The following is a 16,687-nucleotide window of genomic DNA, read 5'->3' on the forward strand; positions in this document are numbered from 1 at the left end:
GGCATCTGTGACACGCCTGTGACCGGAGGTATGGCTTCCGCCACAGTCGGCGGCGTGGCGCCCTGATGAGCTGACCGGATGCGCAGACCCACCCCCCTTCTTCCGGTCCTGGCCGCCGTACTCCTGCTCTCGGCGTGCGGCTCGGAACGTTCCGGCGCCCAGAACGGCGAGGCCGGCGCGGGCGGCACGGCATCGCCGACCCAGGTCTCGGATCCGGCGGTGGACGGCGTCCGGATCACCTCGCTGACCCTCCCCTCCGCCTCCGCGAGCCCCTCCGCCTCCGCGAGCCCCACCGGGTCCACCGGGCCCGGCGGCCCCGTCACGGCCGACGACCTCACCCTCCCCGCCGACTCCGGTGTCTTCGCCGCCTACGAGGTCACCAACGAGGGCGACACGGCGCTCACGTACACGGTCCTGTTCGACTTCACGACGGCCGGCGGCGAGGTGATGAGCAACCGGCGCGAGACCGTGCGCGACGTCGGCCCCGGCAGGACGGTGCGCGGGACCGTTCGCCTGGGAGTCCTGGAGCCGGGCATGTCCACGGTGACGAGAGTGAAGGTCGCCGAGGTCACCAAGGTCCCCGCGGCCGAGGCGCCGCCCGAGGCGGGCGTCTGCCCGTCCTCCGGGATCAGGGTCACCGCCGACGACGGCGACGCGGCGATGGGGCTGCGGGTGGTGGGCCTGCGCCTCGAGAACTGCGGGAAACAGGACTACGCCCTCGACGGCTACCCCGCGGTCGGCCTGCTGGACGAGGACCGTGAGCCGGTCGACGGCGTGAAGATCTTCCAGGGCAGCGGCGGAATCTCCACCGTCACCGGCTTCGACGACCCGCCCCGGCCGGTGACCCTGAAGCCCGGCGAGAGCGCGACCGCCGGCCTGATGTGGCGCAACACCACCGAGTCCGGCACCGCCGTGAACGTCCCCTACGTCCGGGTGCGGGCCAAGGCCGGCGCCGCACCGGTCATGGTGACCCCCCACCTCGACCTCGGGACCACCGGGAAGCTGGGCGTCAGCGCGTGGAAGCGGGCGGCGCCGTAGGCGCCGACGGCTCCAGCCTGACGGCTCCGACTGCCGCACCTGGCGGCTCCGACCTGTCTGACCTGCGCCGTGTCGGGTCGCCCGGGACGAAAATCCCGGGTGTCCTGGAGGCGTTCTCGGTACGTTGTGGGGACGCGGGCGCGCACGACAAGCCCTCCCGCTTCCTTCCGAACCCTTCCGAGGCACCCACCGTGTTCCTGACGATCAGCACCACCGGCACCCCCGAACGCCCCGCCACCGACCTGGGCTTCCTGCTGCACAAGCACCCGGACAAATCGCAGGCGTTCTCCACCTCCTACGGCACGGCGCACGTCCTCTACCCCGAGGCGGACGTCCAGCGCTGCACGGCGGCGCTGCTGCTGGAGGTGGACGCCGTGGCGCTGGTCCGGCGCGGCAAGGGCAAGGGACGCGGCGGCGCTCCCGACGCGGCGCTCGCCCAGTACGTCAACGACCGCCCGTACGCGGCCTCCTCGCTCCTCGCCGTCGCGCTGAGCGCCGTGTTCTCCAGCGCGATGCGCGGCGTGTGCAGCGCCAGGCCCGAACTGCCCGAACAGCCGCGCCCGTTGCGCGTCGAGGTGCCCGCACTGCCCGCCCGGGGCGGCCCCGAGCTCGTACGACGCCTCTTCGAGCCGCTCGGCTGGACGGTGACCGCCGACCCGGTGGCCCTCGACGCCGAGTTCCCGGAGTGGGGCGACTCGCGGTACGTGAGCCTGACCCTGGAATCCGAAAGCCTGACCCTGGCCGAGGCCCTGCGCCATCTGTACGTCCTGCTGCCCGTCCTCGACGACGCCAAGCACTACTGGGTCGCCCCCGACGAGGTCGACAAGCTGCTGCGGGCTGGCGAGGGCTGGCTGCCCGAGCACCCCGAGCAGAAACTGATCACCAGCCGCTATCTGTCCCGCCGCTGGTCGCTCACCCGGCAGGCGATGGAGCGCCTGGAGCTGGTCCGGCTCGCCGAGACCGACGACAGCGAGGTCGAGGACATCGACAACGCGGTCGCGGCGGAGTCCGAGACCGAGGAGCGCCCGACCCCGCTGGCCGTACAGCGCCGCGATGCGATCGTCACCGCGCTGACGGCGTCCGGGGCCGCCCGCGTCCTCGACCTCGGCTGCGGCCAGGGCCAGTTGGTGCAGGCGCTGCTCAAGGACCCCCGCTTCACGGAGATCGTCGGCGTCGACGTGTCGATGCGCGCGCTCACCATCGCCTCCCGGCGGCTGAAGCTGGACCGCATGGGCGAGCGGCAGGCCTCCCGCGTCCAGCTCTTCCAGGGCTCGCTCGCCTACACCGACACCCGTCTCAAGGGCTATGACGCGGCCGTGCTCAGCGAGGTGATCGAGCACCTCGACCTGCCGCGGCTGCCCGCCCTGGAGTACGCGGTGTTCGGCTCGGCCCGGCCGCGCACGGTGCTGGTCACCACCCCGAACGTCGAGTACAACGTCCGCTGGGAGAGCCTCCCGGCCGGCCATGTCCGCCACGGCGACCACCGCTTCGAGTGGACACGCGAGGAGTTCCGCGGCTGGGCGGGGACGGTGGCCGAACGGCATGGGTACGACGTGGAGTTCGTGCCCGTGGGACCCGACGACCCGGAGGTGGGACCGCCCACCCAGATGGCATGTTTCAGCATGAAGAACGCGAACGAGAAGGAGGCGAAGGCGGCATGACGGACAATCAGGTTCCCGAGAAGCAGGGGCGCGTGCTGCCCGTCACCGACCTCTCCCTCGTCGTGCTGATCGGCGCGTCCGGCTCGGGCAAGTCCACCTTCGCCCGACGGCACTTCAAGCCCACCGAGGTCATCTCCTCCGACTTCTGCCGCGGTCTGGTCTCCGACGACGAGAACGACCAGAGCGCCACCCGGGACGCCTTCGACGTCCTGCACTACATCGCGGGCAAGCGGCTCGCGGCCGGCCGCCGTACGGTCGTCGACGCCACCAGCGTGCAGCAGGACGCCCGCAGGCAGCTGATCGACCTGGCCAAGCAGTACGACGTGCTGCCCATCGCCGTCGTGCTGGACGTGCCGGAGGAGGTGTGCGCCGAGCGCAACGCGGCCCGCACCGACCGCGCCGACATGCCCCGCCGGGTCATCCAGCGCCACGTCCGCGAACTGCGGCGCTCCCTGCGCCACCTGGAGCGCGAGGGCTTCCGCAAGGTGCACGTCCTGCGGGGCGTGGAGGACATCGAGCACGCCACCGTCGTCACCGAGAAGCGCTTCAACGACCTGACCCACCTCACCGGCCCCTTCGACATCATCGGCGACATCCACGGCTGCGCCTCCGAACTGGAGTCGCTGCTGGCCAAGTTGGGCTACGCCGACGGCGTGCACCCGGCCGGACGCCAGGCCGTCTTCGTCGGCGACCTCGTCGACCGGGGCCCGGACAGCCCCGCCGTGCTGCGCCGGGTGATGACGATGGTCGAGTCCGGCAACGCCCTGTGCGTGCCCGGCAACCACGAGAACAAGTACGGCCGATTCCTGCGCGGCCGCAAGGTCCAGCACACCCACGGCCTGGCCGAGACCATCGAGCAGATGGAGGGCGAGAGCGAGGAGTTCACGAAGCGGGTACGGGAGTTCATCGACGGACTCGTCAGCCACTACGTCCTGGACGGCGGCCGGCTCGTGGTCTGCCACGCCGGTCTGCCCGAGAAGTACCACGGCCGCACCTCCGGCCGCGTCCGCTCGCACGCGCTGTACGGCGACACCACCGGCGAGACCGACGAGTTCGGCCTGCCGGTGCGCTACCCGTGGGCGGAGGACTACCGGGGCCGGGCGGCCGTGGTCTACGGCCACACCCCCGTCCCGGAGGCCACCTGGCTCAACAACACCATCTGCCTGGACACCGGCGCCGTCTTCGGCGGCAAGCTGACCGCGCTGCGCTGGCCGGAGCGGGAGCTGGTCGACGTACCGGCGGAGCAGGTCTGGTACGAGCCGACGAGGCCGTTGCGGGCGGAGGCGCCGGGCGGGCACGACGGGCGGCCGTTGGCGCTGGCGGACGTGCAGGGGCGGCGGGCCGTGGAGACCCGGCACCAGGGGCATGTCGCCGTGCGCGAGGAGAACGCGGCCGCGGCCCTGGAGGTCATGAGCCGGTTCGCCGTCGACCCGCGGCTGCTGCCCTACCTCCCGCCGACGATGGCTCCGACGGCGACCAGCCACGTCGAGGGCTACCTGGAGCACCCGGTGGAGGCGTTCGCGCAGTATGCGCAGGACGGGGTCGCGCGGGTCGTGTGCGAGGAGAAGCACATGGGCTCGCGGGCGGTGGCCCTGGTGTGCCGGGACGCGGAAACGGCTCGTAGGCGTTTCGGCGTGGAAGGCCCCACGGGCTCGCTGTACACGCGCACCGGCCGGCCGTTCTTCGACGACGAGGCCGTCACCGAGGAGATCCTGGGCCGGGTGCGTACGGCCGTCGACGAGGCCGGTCTGTGGAGTGAACTCGACACCGACTGGCTTCTGTTGGACGCCGAGCTGATGCCGTGGTCGCTGAAGGCCTCCGGGCTGCTGCGGTCGCAGTACGCGGCCGTCGGCGCCGCGTCCGGAGCCGCCTTCCCGGGTGCGCTGGCCGCACTGGAGGGGGCCGCCGCACGGGGCGTCGACGTCTCGGAGCTGCTGTCCCGGCAGCGCGAACGGGCCTCCGACGCGGCCGCGTTCACGGACGCCTACCGCCGCTACTGCTGGCCGACGGAGGGCCTGGACGGCGTACGCCTGGCGCCGTTCCAGATACTGGCCGTCCAGGGCCGCAACCTCGCCGGACTGCCCCACGACGAACAACTGGCCCTGCTCGACCGGCTGGTGGAGCACGACGGCAGCGGACTGCTCCAGGCGACCCGCCGCCTGTACGTCGACACCGCCGACCCCGAGTCGGTCAAGGCCGGCGTCGACTGGTGGCTGGAGATGACCGGCCGCGGCGGCGAGGGCATGGTCGTCAAGCCGCTCGGCGCGCTGCTGCGCGACGAGAAGGGGCGGTTGGTCCAGCCCGGCATCAAGTGCCGGGGCCGCGAGTACCTGCGGATCATCTACGGTCCGGAGTACACGCGCCCCGACCACCTCGCCCGGCTGCGCGGACGCTTCCTGAACCACAAGCGCTCGCTGGCGATCCGCGAGTACGCGCTCGGCCTGGAGGCGCTGGACCGGCTGGCCGAGGGCGAGCCGCTGTGGCGGGTCCACGAGGCGGTGTTCGGGGTGCTGGCCCTGGAGTCGGAGCCGGTGGACCCGAGGCTGTGACGGTCGGGGCGTTCAGGGTGCGCAGGGTGATCGGGGCGTGCGGGGTGATCGGGGCGTGCGGGGTGCCCCGACCGCTCAGCCGACCAGCCGCAGTCGCCGCTCGCACATCCCGACCCGCACCGTCTGCCCCCAGGTCAGCTCCAGGGCGTCCGTCTCCATACCGTCCCCGAACACGATCAACTGCTCGGATTCGACGGTGAGTCGAAGGGACGCCGAGGCCGCGAGCTCGCCCGCCACCAGCGACGTACCGGTGGTGGGCGAGGGCCAGGCCTCGCGGACGAACCACACCAGCCGGTCCTGCGAGGGGTGGGGCAGAGGCAGGGCGCTGCCCCGCTCCTGCCACACCGACCGGAGCCATCCCGTCGCCCCGGTCCCCGTGCCCACGAGCACCCCCGAAGAAGCCTGGGCCTCGACGACACCCCCGTCGCCCTCCAGGCCCAGGCGGTATCTGGCCGTCTGATGTCCGACGGCTCCCATATAGATCTCGTTGAGCGCGACCAGCCGCTGGGTGTCGTCGGCGACGGCCTCGACCATCGTGAGTTCGTCCACGCCGGTGCCGGCCGCCCGTGCCGAGGGCAGCAGGGCTCCGGCGTCCGACGGGCGGTGCCGCACCAGGACGCCCGGGTTGCGCCCGGGGTCCGTGTCGAATCCCAACACCGGCTGCCCGGACAGGTACTTGGCGACGTTCGCGACCAGCCCGTCCTGACCGACGACGACCACGACGTCCTCCGGAGCGAACAGGAAACGGTCCAAGTCGACCCGCTCGACCCGGGTCTGACGCCAGGTCAACGGCACCGCCGAAGAGACCTCGGCCAGCGCCCGTCGCGTCCGGCGGTGGCGTTCGGCGACCTCCTCGATGTCCCGGCCCCGCGAGGAGAGGAAGAAGGCGGCCTGGCCGTGCGTGCCGTGCCGGGCCACCAACTCCTCGTACTCCGTGGTGCGATGGACCAGCACGGCCCGCGGGGCGAGACTCACTCCCGGTCCCCGGCGCCGAGCCTGGACAGCAGCCCGGTCAGGACGTCCGGCGAGATCGTCACGCTGTCGATGTGCGGCAGGTTCTCCGCCAGCCGCGTCCCGGTGAGCGCATTGAGGGTCGCCACGTCGACGTCGCCGTGCACCCGCAGCCAGGTCGCCTGCGCCTGGGCCCGCGCCTCGCCGACCTCGCGCGCCGCCTCGGCCTCCGCCCGGGCGAGCAGGACCGAGCGGGCGGCCTCCGCCTCCGCCATCCGCACCGTGCGGGCGGCCTCCGCCTGGGTCAGCCGCTCCGAGCGCTGCGCCTCGGCGTCGGCCAACCCGACCTGCTTCGCCGCCTCGGCCTCGGCCAGCTTCACGGCGCGCGCCGCTTCCGCCTCCGTCAGCTTCACCGACCGCGCGGCCTCCGCCTCGGCGAGCCGGACCGTGCGCGTCGCCTCCGCCTCGGCCCGTACCTTGTCCGCGGCCGCGCTCTCCTCCGCCTCGCGCCGGGTGTTCGTACCGCGTTGCTCGACCAACTGCTCCTCGCGCCGGGCGAGTTCGATCTGGCTGGCCAGTTCGTTCTCGGCGATGGTCCGCTCCCGCTCGACGGCCACCGCCCGCCGCTCGTAGGTGGCCCGGTCGGCCTCCTGCTGGATCTGCTCGCGGGCCGGGGTGCGCAGCGCCCGCTCCACCTCGGGCTCCGGTCGCAGGGCGACGACCCGGACGGCGACGATCTCCAGGCCGGTGGCGGGCAGTCGGGGCTCCGCCGCGAGACCCGCCGCGACCCGCTCGCGCACCGACGTCACGCCGTCGACCAGCGCCGACGACAGCGACGTACGCGCCAGGACGTCCAGTGCGTGCTGCTGGGCCGTCTCCGTCAGAAGGGTGCCGAGCTGCTCCAGGGGCGCGCTGCGCCATATCCCGGTGTCCGGGTCGATCGAGAAGTCGAGGCGGGCGGCGGCCAGGGCCGGGTCGCCGATCCGGTAGGTCACCGTCGCCTGCACGGTCACGTCCTGGAAGTCGACCGTACGGGCGTGGAAGGTCATCGCCAACTCGCGGTCGTCGACCGGCACTTCGGAGAGCGCGGCGGACAGGGACCGGAACCAGAAGCTGAGCCCGGGGCCGTCGTGCACCAGCTTGCCGGAGCGGTGGTGGCGTACATGCGCCGTCGGCGCGCCGCGCAGATGGCGCCAGCCCAGACGCCGGGTGATGTCGGCCATGGGGTCCCCCTCGTCATCTTTTCTCGTCATGTCGACGATAATCGAGAGGGTCAGTTGTCGTCAAGGGGACGAGAACAAGCTCGTGCGGAATCGGTCCGACAGCGGGTGAAGGCGGTCCTCGATGGTCAGGATGGAGGCATGGGATTCCATGTCGACTCCGAAGCCGGGCGGCTGCGCCGCGTCATCCTGCACCGGCCGGATCTCGAGCTCAAAAGGCTCACGCCCAGCAACAAGGACGCACTCCTCTTCGACGACGTGCTGTGGGTGCGCCGGGCGCGCGCCGAGCACGACGGGTTCGCCGACGTGCTGCGCGACCGCGACGTCGAGGTCCACCTCTTCGGCGACCTGCTCGTCGAGGCCCTGGAGGTCCCGGCGGCCCGGGCGCTCGTCCTGGACCGCGTCTTCGACGAGAAGGAGTACGGGGTCCTCGCCACCGACCATCTCCGGGCCGCCTTCGAGAACCTGTCCGCGGCCGCGCTCGCCGAGAGCCTGGTCGGCGGCATGACCAAACGGGAGTTCCTCGAGGCCCACGCCGAGCCGACCTCCGTCCGCTTCCATGTCATGGACCTCGACGACTTCCTCCTCGACCCCCTCCCCAACCACCTCTTCACCCGTGACACCTCCGCCTGGATCTACGACGGCGTCGCCATCAACGCCATGCGCTGGCCGGCCCGGCAGCGCGAGACCGTGCACTTCGAGGCGATCTACCGGCATCACCCGCTCTTCCGCGGCGAGACGTTCCGCGTCTGGTCCGAGGGGCAGGCCGACTACCCGTCCACCATCGAGGGCGGCGACGTCCTCGTCATCGGCAACGGCGCCGTACTGATCGGCATGAGCGAGCGGACGACCCCGCAGGCCGTCGAGATGCTCGCCCACAAGCTGTTCGCCGCGGGCTCGGCGGAGACGATCGTGGCCCTCGACATGCCGAAGCGGCGCGCGTTCATGCACCTCGACACCGTGATGACGATGGTCGACGGCGACACCTTCACCCAGTACGCGGGCCTCGGCATGCTGCGGTCGTACACCATCGAGCCGGGCGTCGGCGAGAAGGAGCTGAAGGTCACCGACCATCCTCCGGAGCACATGCACCGCGCGATCGCCGCGGCCCTCGGCCTCAGCGAGATCCGGGTGCTGACCGCCACCCAGGACGTGCACGCGGCCGAGCGCGAGCAGTGGGACGACGGCTGCAACGTCCTCGCCGTCGAGCCGGGCGTCGTCATCGCCTATGAACGCAACGCCACCACCAACACCCATCTGCGCAAGCAGGGCGTCGAGGTGATCGAGATCCCCGGCAGCGAGCTGGGCCGGGGGAGGGGCGGACCGCGCTGCATGAGCTGTCCGGTCGAACGGGCTGCCGTATAGAAATGCCGAGGATCGTATAGAATTCCAAAGGTACCTACCCTCGTATCTCTGGAGCGCCCCCATGGCGACAGTCCCGACCGCCCTCGCCGGCCGCCACTTCCTCAAGGAGCTGGACTTCACCGAGGGGGAGTTCCGCGGCCTGATCGAGCTGGCCGCCGAGCTGAAGGCCGCCAAGAAGGCCGGGGCCGAGGTCCAGCACCTGCGCGGGAAGAACATCGCCCTGATCTTCGAGAAGACCTCGACGCGCACCCGCTGCGCGTTCGAGGTGGCGGCGGCGGACCAGGGCGCCTCCACGACGTACCTCGACCCGTCGGGCTCGCAGATCGGGCACAAGGAGTCCGTCAAGGACACCGCCCGGGTGCTGGGCCGGATGTACGACGGGATCGAGTACCGCGGGGACAGCCAGGAGAAGGTCGAGGAGCTGGCCGCACACGCCGGCGTCCCCGTCTACAACGGCCTCACCGACGACTGGCACCCCACCCAGATGCTCGCCGAGGTGCTCACGATGACCGAGCACAGCGCCAAGCCCCTGCCCGAGATCGCCTTCGCCTACCTCGGCGACGCCCGTTTCAACATGGGCAACTCCTACCTGGTCACCGGCGCGCTGCTCGGCATGGACGTGCGGATCGTCGCGCCCAAGGCCTACTGGCCGGCCCCGGAGATCGTCGACCGCGCTCGCGAGCTCGCGAAGAGCAGCGGGGCCCGCGTCACCGTCACCGAGTCCCTGGACGAGGGCGTGCGCGGCGCCGACTTCGTGGCCACCGACGTATGGGTCTCCATGGGCGAGCCCAAGGAGGTCTGGGACGAGCGGATCGAGGCGCTCTCCCCGTACGCCGTGACCATGGACGTCCTGCGCGCCACCGGCAACCCGGACGTCAGGTTCCTGCACTGCCTGCCGGCCTTCCACGACCTCGGCACCAAGGTCGGCCGCGAGATCCACGAGCGGCACGGTCTCGACTCGCTGGAAGTGACGGACGAGGTCTTCGAGTCGGACCACTCGGTCGTCTTCGACGAGGCGGAGAACCGGCTGCACACGATCAAGGCCGTGCTCGTCGCGACGTTGGGGTGACCGGTCAGCCGGTTGCCGGCCGGGGCCGCCACTGCTGCGGGACCGCGGCCAGTCTGAACCACACGGCCTTGCCCTTGTCCGTGGGGCGGTGACCGCAGGACGAGCTCAGGGCGCGGATCAGCAGCAGACCGCGCCCGTGCTCCTGCCAGGGGTCGGGCTCCTGGCCGGAGGGGCGGGTGAGGTCGCCGGGCGGCACCGGGTCGTGGTCGTGCACCTCGACCTGGCAGCCGGTCGGCCGCAGCTCCACCACCAGCTCTATCGGGGCGTCCCCGGCGGCGGTGTGCTCCACGGCGTTCGCCACCAGCTCGGCGGTGAGCAGCTCCGCGGTGTCGGTGTCCGCCCCGTGCTCCAGTTCGGCCAGCGCCGTACGGACCAGTGCGCGCGCCACCGGCACGGCCGCGGCGGAGTGCGGCAGTGCGATGCGCCAAGAGGCGGCTGAGGCGGAAGGGAGCTCGTGCAAGGCTGGTCCGTTCATGGCGCGGGTGCCCATGATCGACATCAGGCGGTCCCGCTTTCAACTTAACGAATGGTACGGCGACCCCCGGCAGTGGCGCTCGCCGGGCACCCGACGGGACCCTCGGCCCCGCTACCGGGCGCATACCCCGGACAACGGCTTGCCTTGCATTTCCGATCCCGTTGTTACCGCGTTATTGACGTCCGGTGACGTGTGTGACGGGGGAGGCCGGCTGGGCCGGTCCGTTCCGAGCCAGCTTTATCGCGGACTCATGACGACAGTCACGTATGGGTGATAACTTCGAGGAAGACCGCTCGTTGAGGAGGCCGCCTCATGAGTCCCTTCACCGGCTCCGCCGCCCGCACCTCCGACTGGCGGCATCTGCGCGTCGAGCGCGCCGACGGCGTCGCCACCGTCACCCTGACCCGCCCCGAGAAACTCAACGCCCTCACCTTCGGCGCCTACGCCGACCTGCGCGACCTTCTCGCCGAGCTGTCCCGGGAACGGTCGGTCCGCGCCCTGGTGCTGGCCGGCGAGGGGCGCGGCTTCTGCTCCGGCGGCGACGTCGACGAGATCATCGGCGCCACGCTCGACATGGACACCGCCGAGCTCCTGGACTTCAACCGGATGACCGGCCAGGTCGTGCGAGCCGTACGGGAGTGTCCGTTCCCGGTGATCGCGGCGGTGCACGGAGTGGCCGCGGGCGCCGGCGCGGTCCTCGCCCTCGCCGCGGACTTCCGGGTCGCCGACCCCAGCGCCCGCTTCGTGTTCCTCTTCACCCGCGTCGGCCTCTCCGGCGGCGACATGGGCGCGGCCTACCTCCTGCCCCGAGTCGTCGGCCTCGGCCACGCCACCCGGCTGCTCATGCTCGGCGAGCCCGTGCGCGCCCCCGAGGCCGAGCGGATCGGCCTGATCAGCGAGCTGGCGGAGGAAGGGCGGGCGGACGCGGCCGCACAGGCGCTGGCCCGCCGCCTCGCCGACGGCCCGGCCCTCGCACACGCCCAGACGAAGGCGCTGCTCACCGCGGAACTCGACATGCCCCTGGCCGCCGCCGTCGAGCTGGACGCCGCCACCCAGGCCCTCCTCATGAACGGCGAGGACTACGCCGAGTTCCACGCCGCCTTCACCGAGAGACGCCCGCCGAAGTGGCGGGGGAGGTGAGGGAGGGATGCGTGTCGCGATCATCGGCGGCGGCCCCGGCGGCCTGTACACCGCCGCCCTCCTCAAACGCCTCGACCCCGCCCGCGAGATCACCGTCTGGGAGCGCAACGCCCCCGACGACACCTTCGGCTTCGGAGTAGTCCTCTCCGACGAAACCCTGGGCGGCATAGAACACGCCGACCCGGTCGTGTACGAGGCTCTCCAGCAACGCTTCGTGCGCTGGGACGACATCGACATCGTGCACCGGGGCGTACGGCACACCTCCGGCGGCCACGGTTTCGCCGCGCTCGGCCGGCGCGACCTGCTGGCGATCCTGCAGAAGCGCTGCCGTGCGCTCGGCGTGGAGCTGCGCTTCGGCTCCGAGGCGCCCTATCCGGCCTGGCTCGCCCAGACGTACGACCTCGTCGTCGCCGCCGACGGTGTGCACAGCACCACCCGCGAGGCGTACGCCGACGCCTTCCGGCCCCGGATCACCGGCCACCGCTGCCGGTACATCTGGCTCGCCGCCGACTTCGCCTTCGACGCCTTCCGCTTCGAGATCGCCGAGACCGAGCACGGCGTGATGCAGCTGCACGGCTACCCGTACGCCCGCCCGTCGCCCGACCACCACCCCTCAACGAGGCCCTCCGGGCCGCAGAATCAACTCGGCTCCTCGACGGTGATCGTCGAGATGCGCGAGGAGGTCTGGCGTGCCGCCGGTTTCGAGGAACTCGACGAGCCGGAGTCCGTCGCGCGCTGCGCGAAGATCTTCGCGGACACGCTCGGCGGACGCCCGCTGAAGTCCAACAGGTCGGCGTGGACCACCTTCCGCACGGTCGTCAACGAGCACTGGTCGCACGGCAACGTCGTCCTGCTCGGCGACGCCGCCCACACCGCCCACTTCTCCATCGGCTCCGGCACCAAGCTCGCCGTCGAGGACGCACTCGCGTTGGCCGCCTGCCTTACCGAACACGGCGACCTGTCACAGGCGTTGGCGGCCTACGAAGCGGAGCGCAAGCCCGTCGTGGCCTCCACCCAGCGTGCCGCCCGCGCCAGCCTGGAATGGTTCGAGGACCTCGCCCGCCACCTCCGTCAGCCGTCCCGCACGTTCGCCTTCAACCTGCTCACCCGCAGCCGCCGCGTCACCCACGGCAACCTGCGCCTGCGCGACCCCCGGTTCACCGAGGCCGTGGAGCGCGAGTTCGGCTGCCCGCCCGGCACGCCCCCGATGTTCACCCCGTTCCGGCTGCGCGGCCTGACCCTGCGCAACCGGGTCGTCGTCTCGCCCATGGACGTGTACTCGGCCACCGACGGCGTCCCCGGCGACTTCCATCTCGTCCACCTCGGCGCCCGCGCCCTCGGCGGGGCCGGACTGGTGATGACCGAGATGGTGTGCGTCTCCCCCGAGGGGCGCATCACGCCCGGCTGCACCGGCCTCTACACCGGCCGACAGGGCGACGCCTGGCGGCGGATCACCGACTTCGTGCACGAGCGGGCGCCGGGCGCCGCGATCGGCGTGCAACTCGGCCACTCCGGGCGCAAAGGCTCGACGAAGCTGATGTGGGAGGGCATGGACGAACCGCTGCCCGAGGGCAACTGGCCGCTCGTCGCCGCGTCCGCACTGCCGTACAAGCCGGGCAGCCAGACGCCCCGGCAGCTCTCGCGAGCCCAACTCACCGATCTGCGCGAGCAGTTCGCGTCCGCCACCTGGCGGGCCGCTCGGGCGGGCTTCGATCTGCTCGAACTGCACTGCGCGCACGGCTACTTGCTCTCCGGCTTCCTCTCCCCGCTGACCAACCTGCGCACGGACTCCTACGGCGGCTCGCTCGAGGCGCGGCTGCGCTTCCCGCTGGAGGTCTTCGACGCCGTACGGAGCGTGTGGCCGCAGGAGCGGCCGATGACCGTGCGGATATCCGCCACCGACTGGGCGGAGGGCGGGACTTCGGCCGATGACGCCGTCGAGATCGCCCGGGCCTTCGCCGCCCACGGCGCGGACGCGATCGACGTGTCCACCGGGCAGGTCGTCGCCGACGAGACACCGGAGTTCGGGCGGTCGTACCAGACGCCGTTCGCGGACCGCATCCGGCACGAGGCGGGCGTCCCGGTGATCGCGGTCGGCGCGATCTCCTCCTGGGACGACGTCAACTCCCTGATCCTGGCGGGCCGTACGGACCTCTGCGCCCTCGCCAGGCCGCATCTCCACGACCCGAACTGGACCCTGCACGCGGCGGCCGAGCAGGGCTACGCCGGACCGGGGGCCGACTGGCCCGCCCCCTACCGGGCCGGCAGCCGCCCGCCGCGCACCGGCCGCACCGACGACCCCAAACCCCGTCTGACACTCACGAGTTGAGGGCGCACCATCAGGGCCGGCCCAGTCAGCCCACTCGGCCGAGTCGGTCCAGTCAGCCGAGTCCGGCCAGGTCCACCATGCCGGCGGTGAGCGTCGCGCCGTCCGCCGGGTCGATCAGGAGGAACGCTCCGGTACGACGCGACACCCCGTAGTCGTCCAGCGCGAGCGGCTCGGCGGTGCGCAGGGTGATCCGGCCCAGGTCGTTCACCGACAGGGCCTGCGCCCCGGCGAGGTCCTTGACGATCGCCTTGACGGTCCTGGTCGTGTGCTTCAGCAGCACCCGGTCGCCGACCCGCAGCGGACGGTCGGCCAGATGGCACACGGCCGCCCGCACGTCCTGTGTGAGCACTGGAGCCTCCCCGCCCGCCGTGATCATGTCGCCTCGCGAGACGTCCCGCTGGTCGGCCAGCCGTACCCCGACCGACTGCGGCGCGTACGCGGTCTCCACGGCCGTTCCCAGGGCGTCGATGGCGGTGATCTCGGAGGTCTCCCCGGACGGGTGGACCGTCACCCGGTCGCCGACCCGCAGCGAGCCCGACACCAACTGGCCCGCGTAGTGTCGGACGTCGCCGTGGCGGATGACGTACTGGACGGGGAAACGGGCGGGCGCGTCGGCCGGGTCGGCGGCGACGGGCACGTTCTCCAGGAACTCGAGGAGCGCGGGACCGGCGTACCAGTCCATGCGCGTCGAGCGCTCCACGACGTTGTCGCCGGCGAGCGCGGAGACCGGGATCGGGGTGAAGCCGGGCAGCCCCAACTCGGCCGCGTAGCCCGCGAATTCCTCGACGAGCCGCTCGAAGACGCCCTGCGCGTAGCCGACGAGGTCCATCTTGTTGACGGCCAGGACGACCTGCGGGACGCGCAGCAGGGCGGCCACGGCGGCATGGCGGCGGGTCTGCTCCACGATGCCGCTGCGGGAGTCGACCAGGATGATCGCCAGTTCGGCGGTGGAGGCGCCGGTGACCATGTTGCGGGTGTACTGCACATGGCCGGGGGTGTCGGCGAGGATGAACCGGCGCTTGGGGGTGGCGAAGTAGCGGTACGCCACGTCGATCGTGATGCCCTGCTCGCGCTCGGCCCGCAGACCGTCGGTGAGCAGGGCCAGGTCGGGAGTGTCCTTGCCGCGGTTGCGGGAAGCGGTTTCCACGGCTTCCAACTGGTCGGCGAGCACCGACTTGGAGTCGTGCAGCAGGCGTCCGACGAGGGTGGACTTGCCGTCGTCGACGGAGCCGGCGGTGGCGAAGCGCAGGGTGTCGGCGGTGGCGAGGCGCGGGGTGTCGGCGGTCGCGAAGCGCGAGGTGTCGGCGGTGGCGAGCCGCAGGCCGACGGTGGCGTCGACGGTGGTGCCGGTCATCGTGCTCATGGTCAGAAGTACCCTTCGCGCTTGCGGTCTTCCATCGCGGCCTCGGACATCTTGTCGTCGGCGCGGGTCGCGCCGCGCTCGGTGAGCCGGGAGGCGGCGATCTCGGCGATGACGTCGTCCAGCGTCACGGCGTCGGAGTCGACCGCCCCCGTGCAGGACATGTCGCCGACGGTCCGGTAGCGGACCTGGCGTTTCTCGACGGTCTCCCCGTCTTTCGGCCCGCCCCACTCGCCTGCGGTCAGCCACATCCCGGCGCGCCGGAACACCTCGCGGTCGTGTGCGAAGTAGATCTCGGGCAGTTCGATGCCCTCGCGGGCGATGTACTGCCAGACGTCGAGCTCGGTCCAGTTGGAGAGGGGGAAGACGCGGACGTGTTCGCCGGGTGCGTGGCGGCCGTTGTAGAGGTTCCACAGTTCGGGGCGCTGGCGGCGGGGGTCCCACTGGGAGAACTCGTCGCGCAGGGAGAAGACGCGTTCCTTGGCGCGGGCCTTCTCCTCGTCGCGGCGTCCGCCGCCGAAGACGGCGTCGAACTTCTCGGCCTGGATCTTCTCGGTGAGGGGGAGGGTCTGGAGGGGGTTGCGGGTGCCGTCGGGGCGTTCGCGCAGGACTCCGCGGTCGATGTAGTCCTGGACGGAGGCCACGTGGAGGCGCAGCCCGTGTGCGGCGACGGCTCGGTCGCGGTATTCGAGGACCTCGGGGAAGTTGTGTCCGGTGTCCACGTGGAGCAGGGAGAAGGGGACGGCCGCCGGGGCGAAGGCCTTGAGCGCCAGGTGGAGCATGACGATGGAGTCCTTGCCGCCGGAGAACAGGATCACCGGGTTCTCGAACTCGCCCGCCACCTCGCGGAAGATGTGCACCGCCTCCGATTCGAGGGCGTCGAGATGGGACAGCGTGAAGGCGCTCACACCAGCCCCCGTTCCGCCAGCACCGCGTACACCGCGTCCGCCGACTCCAGCGGGGTCTGCTCCTGCGTCCGCAGCACCAGCGCCGGGTCCACCGGCGTCTCGTACGGGTCGTCCACGCCGGTCAGCCCGCTCAGCTCGCCCGCCGCCTGCCGGGCGTACAGGCCCTTCACGTCCCGCTCGCTGCACACCTCGACCGGAGTGGCGACATGCACCTCGATGTACGGCGTGCCGCTCTTCTCGTGCCGCAGCCGCACCGCCTCGCGGCTGTCGGCGTAGGGCGCGATGACGGGGACGACGGACAGGACGCCGTTGCGGGCCAGCACCTCGGAGACGAGGCCGATGCGCTGCACGTTGGTGTTGCGGTCCGCCCGGGAGAAACCGAGTCCGGCGGAGAGGAAGCGGCGGATCTCGTCGCCGTCGAGGACCTCCACGCGATGTCCCTCGGCCCTCAGCCGGTCGCCCAGGAAACGGGCGATCGTCGTCTTTCCCGCACTCGGCAGTCCCGTGAGCCAGACCGTGGCCCCCTGGGCCCTGGGGGCCACGGCCCTTGGCGTGGTGGTCATGCGCAACAGTCCTCTTTCCTACCCGGCGTGCAACCCGTCGAACGGTAGGTAAGGAGTCT

13 protein-coding genes are annotated in these 16,687 nt (G+C 71.8%); 7 read left to right on the forward strand and 6 right to left on the reverse strand.

Annotated elements, in window-relative coordinates:
• The first annotated feature begins 78 nt into the window (after positions 1–78).
• From OG562_RS32260 to OG562_RS32270, 3 genes are all read left to right on the forward strand, one after another.
• On the forward strand, positions 79–1,038 hold the full coding sequence (locus OG562_RS32260; protein ID WP_266404254.1) for a DUF4232 domain-containing protein: 960 nt from the start codon (positions 79–81) through the stop codon (positions 1,036–1,038).
• A 191-nt stretch (positions 1,039–1,229) separates the two neighbouring features.
• A complete protein-coding gene (locus OG562_RS32265; protein ID WP_266404256.1) occupies positions 1,230–2,699 on the forward strand; it encodes a 3' terminal RNA ribose 2'-O-methyltransferase Hen1 in 1,470 nt (489 codons plus the stop codon).
• The gene (locus OG562_RS32270) at positions 2,696–5,248 is read left to right on the forward strand and encodes a polynucleotide kinase-phosphatase (RefSeq protein ID WP_266404259.1); all 2,553 of its coding nucleotides are present in this window, start codon (positions 2,696–2,698) and stop codon (positions 5,246–5,248) included. Before OG562_RS32265 ends, OG562_RS32270 begins: the two co-directional genes overlap by 4 nt.
• A gap of 75 nt (positions 5,249–5,323) precedes the next feature.
• Here OG562_RS32270 and OG562_RS32275 read toward each other — a convergent pair whose 3' ends face one another.
• Positions 5,324–6,223 carry a hypothetical protein gene (locus OG562_RS32275; protein ID WP_266404262.1) on the reverse strand — a complete coding sequence of 300 codons (900 nt, stop codon included), beginning with the start codon at positions 6,221–6,223 and terminating at the stop codon, positions 5,324–5,326.
• The gene (locus OG562_RS32280; RefSeq protein WP_266409638.1) at positions 6,220–7,422 is read right to left on the reverse strand and encodes an SPFH domain-containing protein; all 1,203 of its coding nucleotides are present in this window, start codon (positions 7,420–7,422) and stop codon (positions 6,220–6,222) included. Before OG562_RS32280 ends, OG562_RS32275 begins: the two co-directional genes overlap by 4 nt.
• A 138-nt stretch (positions 7,423–7,560) precedes the next feature.
• Between OG562_RS32280 and OG562_RS32285 the strand changes: the two genes are divergently transcribed.
• Both OG562_RS32285 and argF read left to right on the forward strand, forming a co-directional pair.
• On the forward strand, positions 7,561–8,784 hold the full coding sequence (locus OG562_RS32285; protein WP_266404265.1) for an arginine deiminase: 1,224 nt from the start codon (positions 7,561–7,563) through the stop codon (positions 8,782–8,784).
• A 61-nt stretch (positions 8,785–8,845) separates the two neighbouring features.
• Positions 8,846–9,853: an ornithine carbamoyltransferase gene (gene argF, locus OG562_RS32290; RefSeq protein ID WP_266404268.1), complete on the forward strand. Its 1,008-nt coding sequence runs from the start codon at positions 8,846–8,848 to the stop codon at positions 9,851–9,853.
• Between the two features lie 4 nt (positions 9,854–9,857).
• Here the strand turns inward: argF and OG562_RS32295 are convergent, their stop codons facing one another.
• Positions 9,858–10,328, reverse strand: a complete 471-nt coding sequence (locus OG562_RS32295) for an ATP-binding protein (RefSeq protein ID WP_266404271.1) — start codon at positions 10,326–10,328, stop codon at positions 9,858–9,860.
• Between the two features lie 312 nt (positions 10,329–10,640).
• On the opposite strand from OG562_RS32295, the gene OG562_RS32300 reads away from it, so the two are divergent.
• Both OG562_RS32300 and OG562_RS32305 read left to right on the forward strand, forming a co-directional pair.
• Positions 10,641–11,468: an enoyl-CoA hydratase family protein gene (locus OG562_RS32300; protein ID WP_266404273.1), complete on the forward strand. Its 828-nt coding sequence runs from the start codon at positions 10,641–10,643 to the stop codon at positions 11,466–11,468.
• Between the two features lie 7 nt (positions 11,469–11,475).
• A complete protein-coding gene (locus OG562_RS32305) occupies positions 11,476–13,797 on the forward strand; it encodes a bifunctional salicylyl-CoA 5-hydroxylase/oxidoreductase (RefSeq protein ID WP_266404275.1) in 2,322 nt (773 codons plus the stop codon).
• A 52-nt stretch (positions 13,798–13,849) separates the two neighbouring features.
• Here OG562_RS32305 and OG562_RS32310 read toward each other — a convergent pair whose 3' ends face one another.
• From OG562_RS32310 to cysC, 3 genes are read right to left on the reverse strand one after another with little or no spacing between them, the layout of a single operon-like run.
• On the reverse strand, positions 13,850–15,160 hold the full coding sequence (locus tag OG562_RS32310; RefSeq protein WP_266404277.1) for a sulfate adenylyltransferase subunit 1: 1,311 nt from the start codon (positions 15,158–15,160) through the stop codon (positions 13,850–13,852).
• Positions 15,161–15,162: 2 nt separating this feature from the next.
• A complete protein-coding gene (cysD, locus tag OG562_RS32315) occupies positions 15,163–16,065 on the reverse strand; it encodes a sulfate adenylyltransferase subunit CysD (protein ID WP_266404280.1) in 903 nt (300 codons plus the stop codon).
• A complete protein-coding gene (cysC, locus tag OG562_RS32320; protein WP_266404282.1) occupies positions 16,062–16,628 on the reverse strand; it encodes an adenylyl-sulfate kinase in 567 nt (188 codons plus the stop codon). The genes cysD and cysC overlap by 4 nt, the downstream gene beginning before the upstream one ends.
• Between the last annotated feature and the right edge of the window lie 59 nt (positions 16,629–16,687).

The organism is Streptomyces sp. NBC_01275 (genome assembly GCF_026340655.1).
GTDB lineage: Bacteria > Actinomycetota > Actinomycetes > Streptomycetales > Streptomycetaceae > Streptomyces.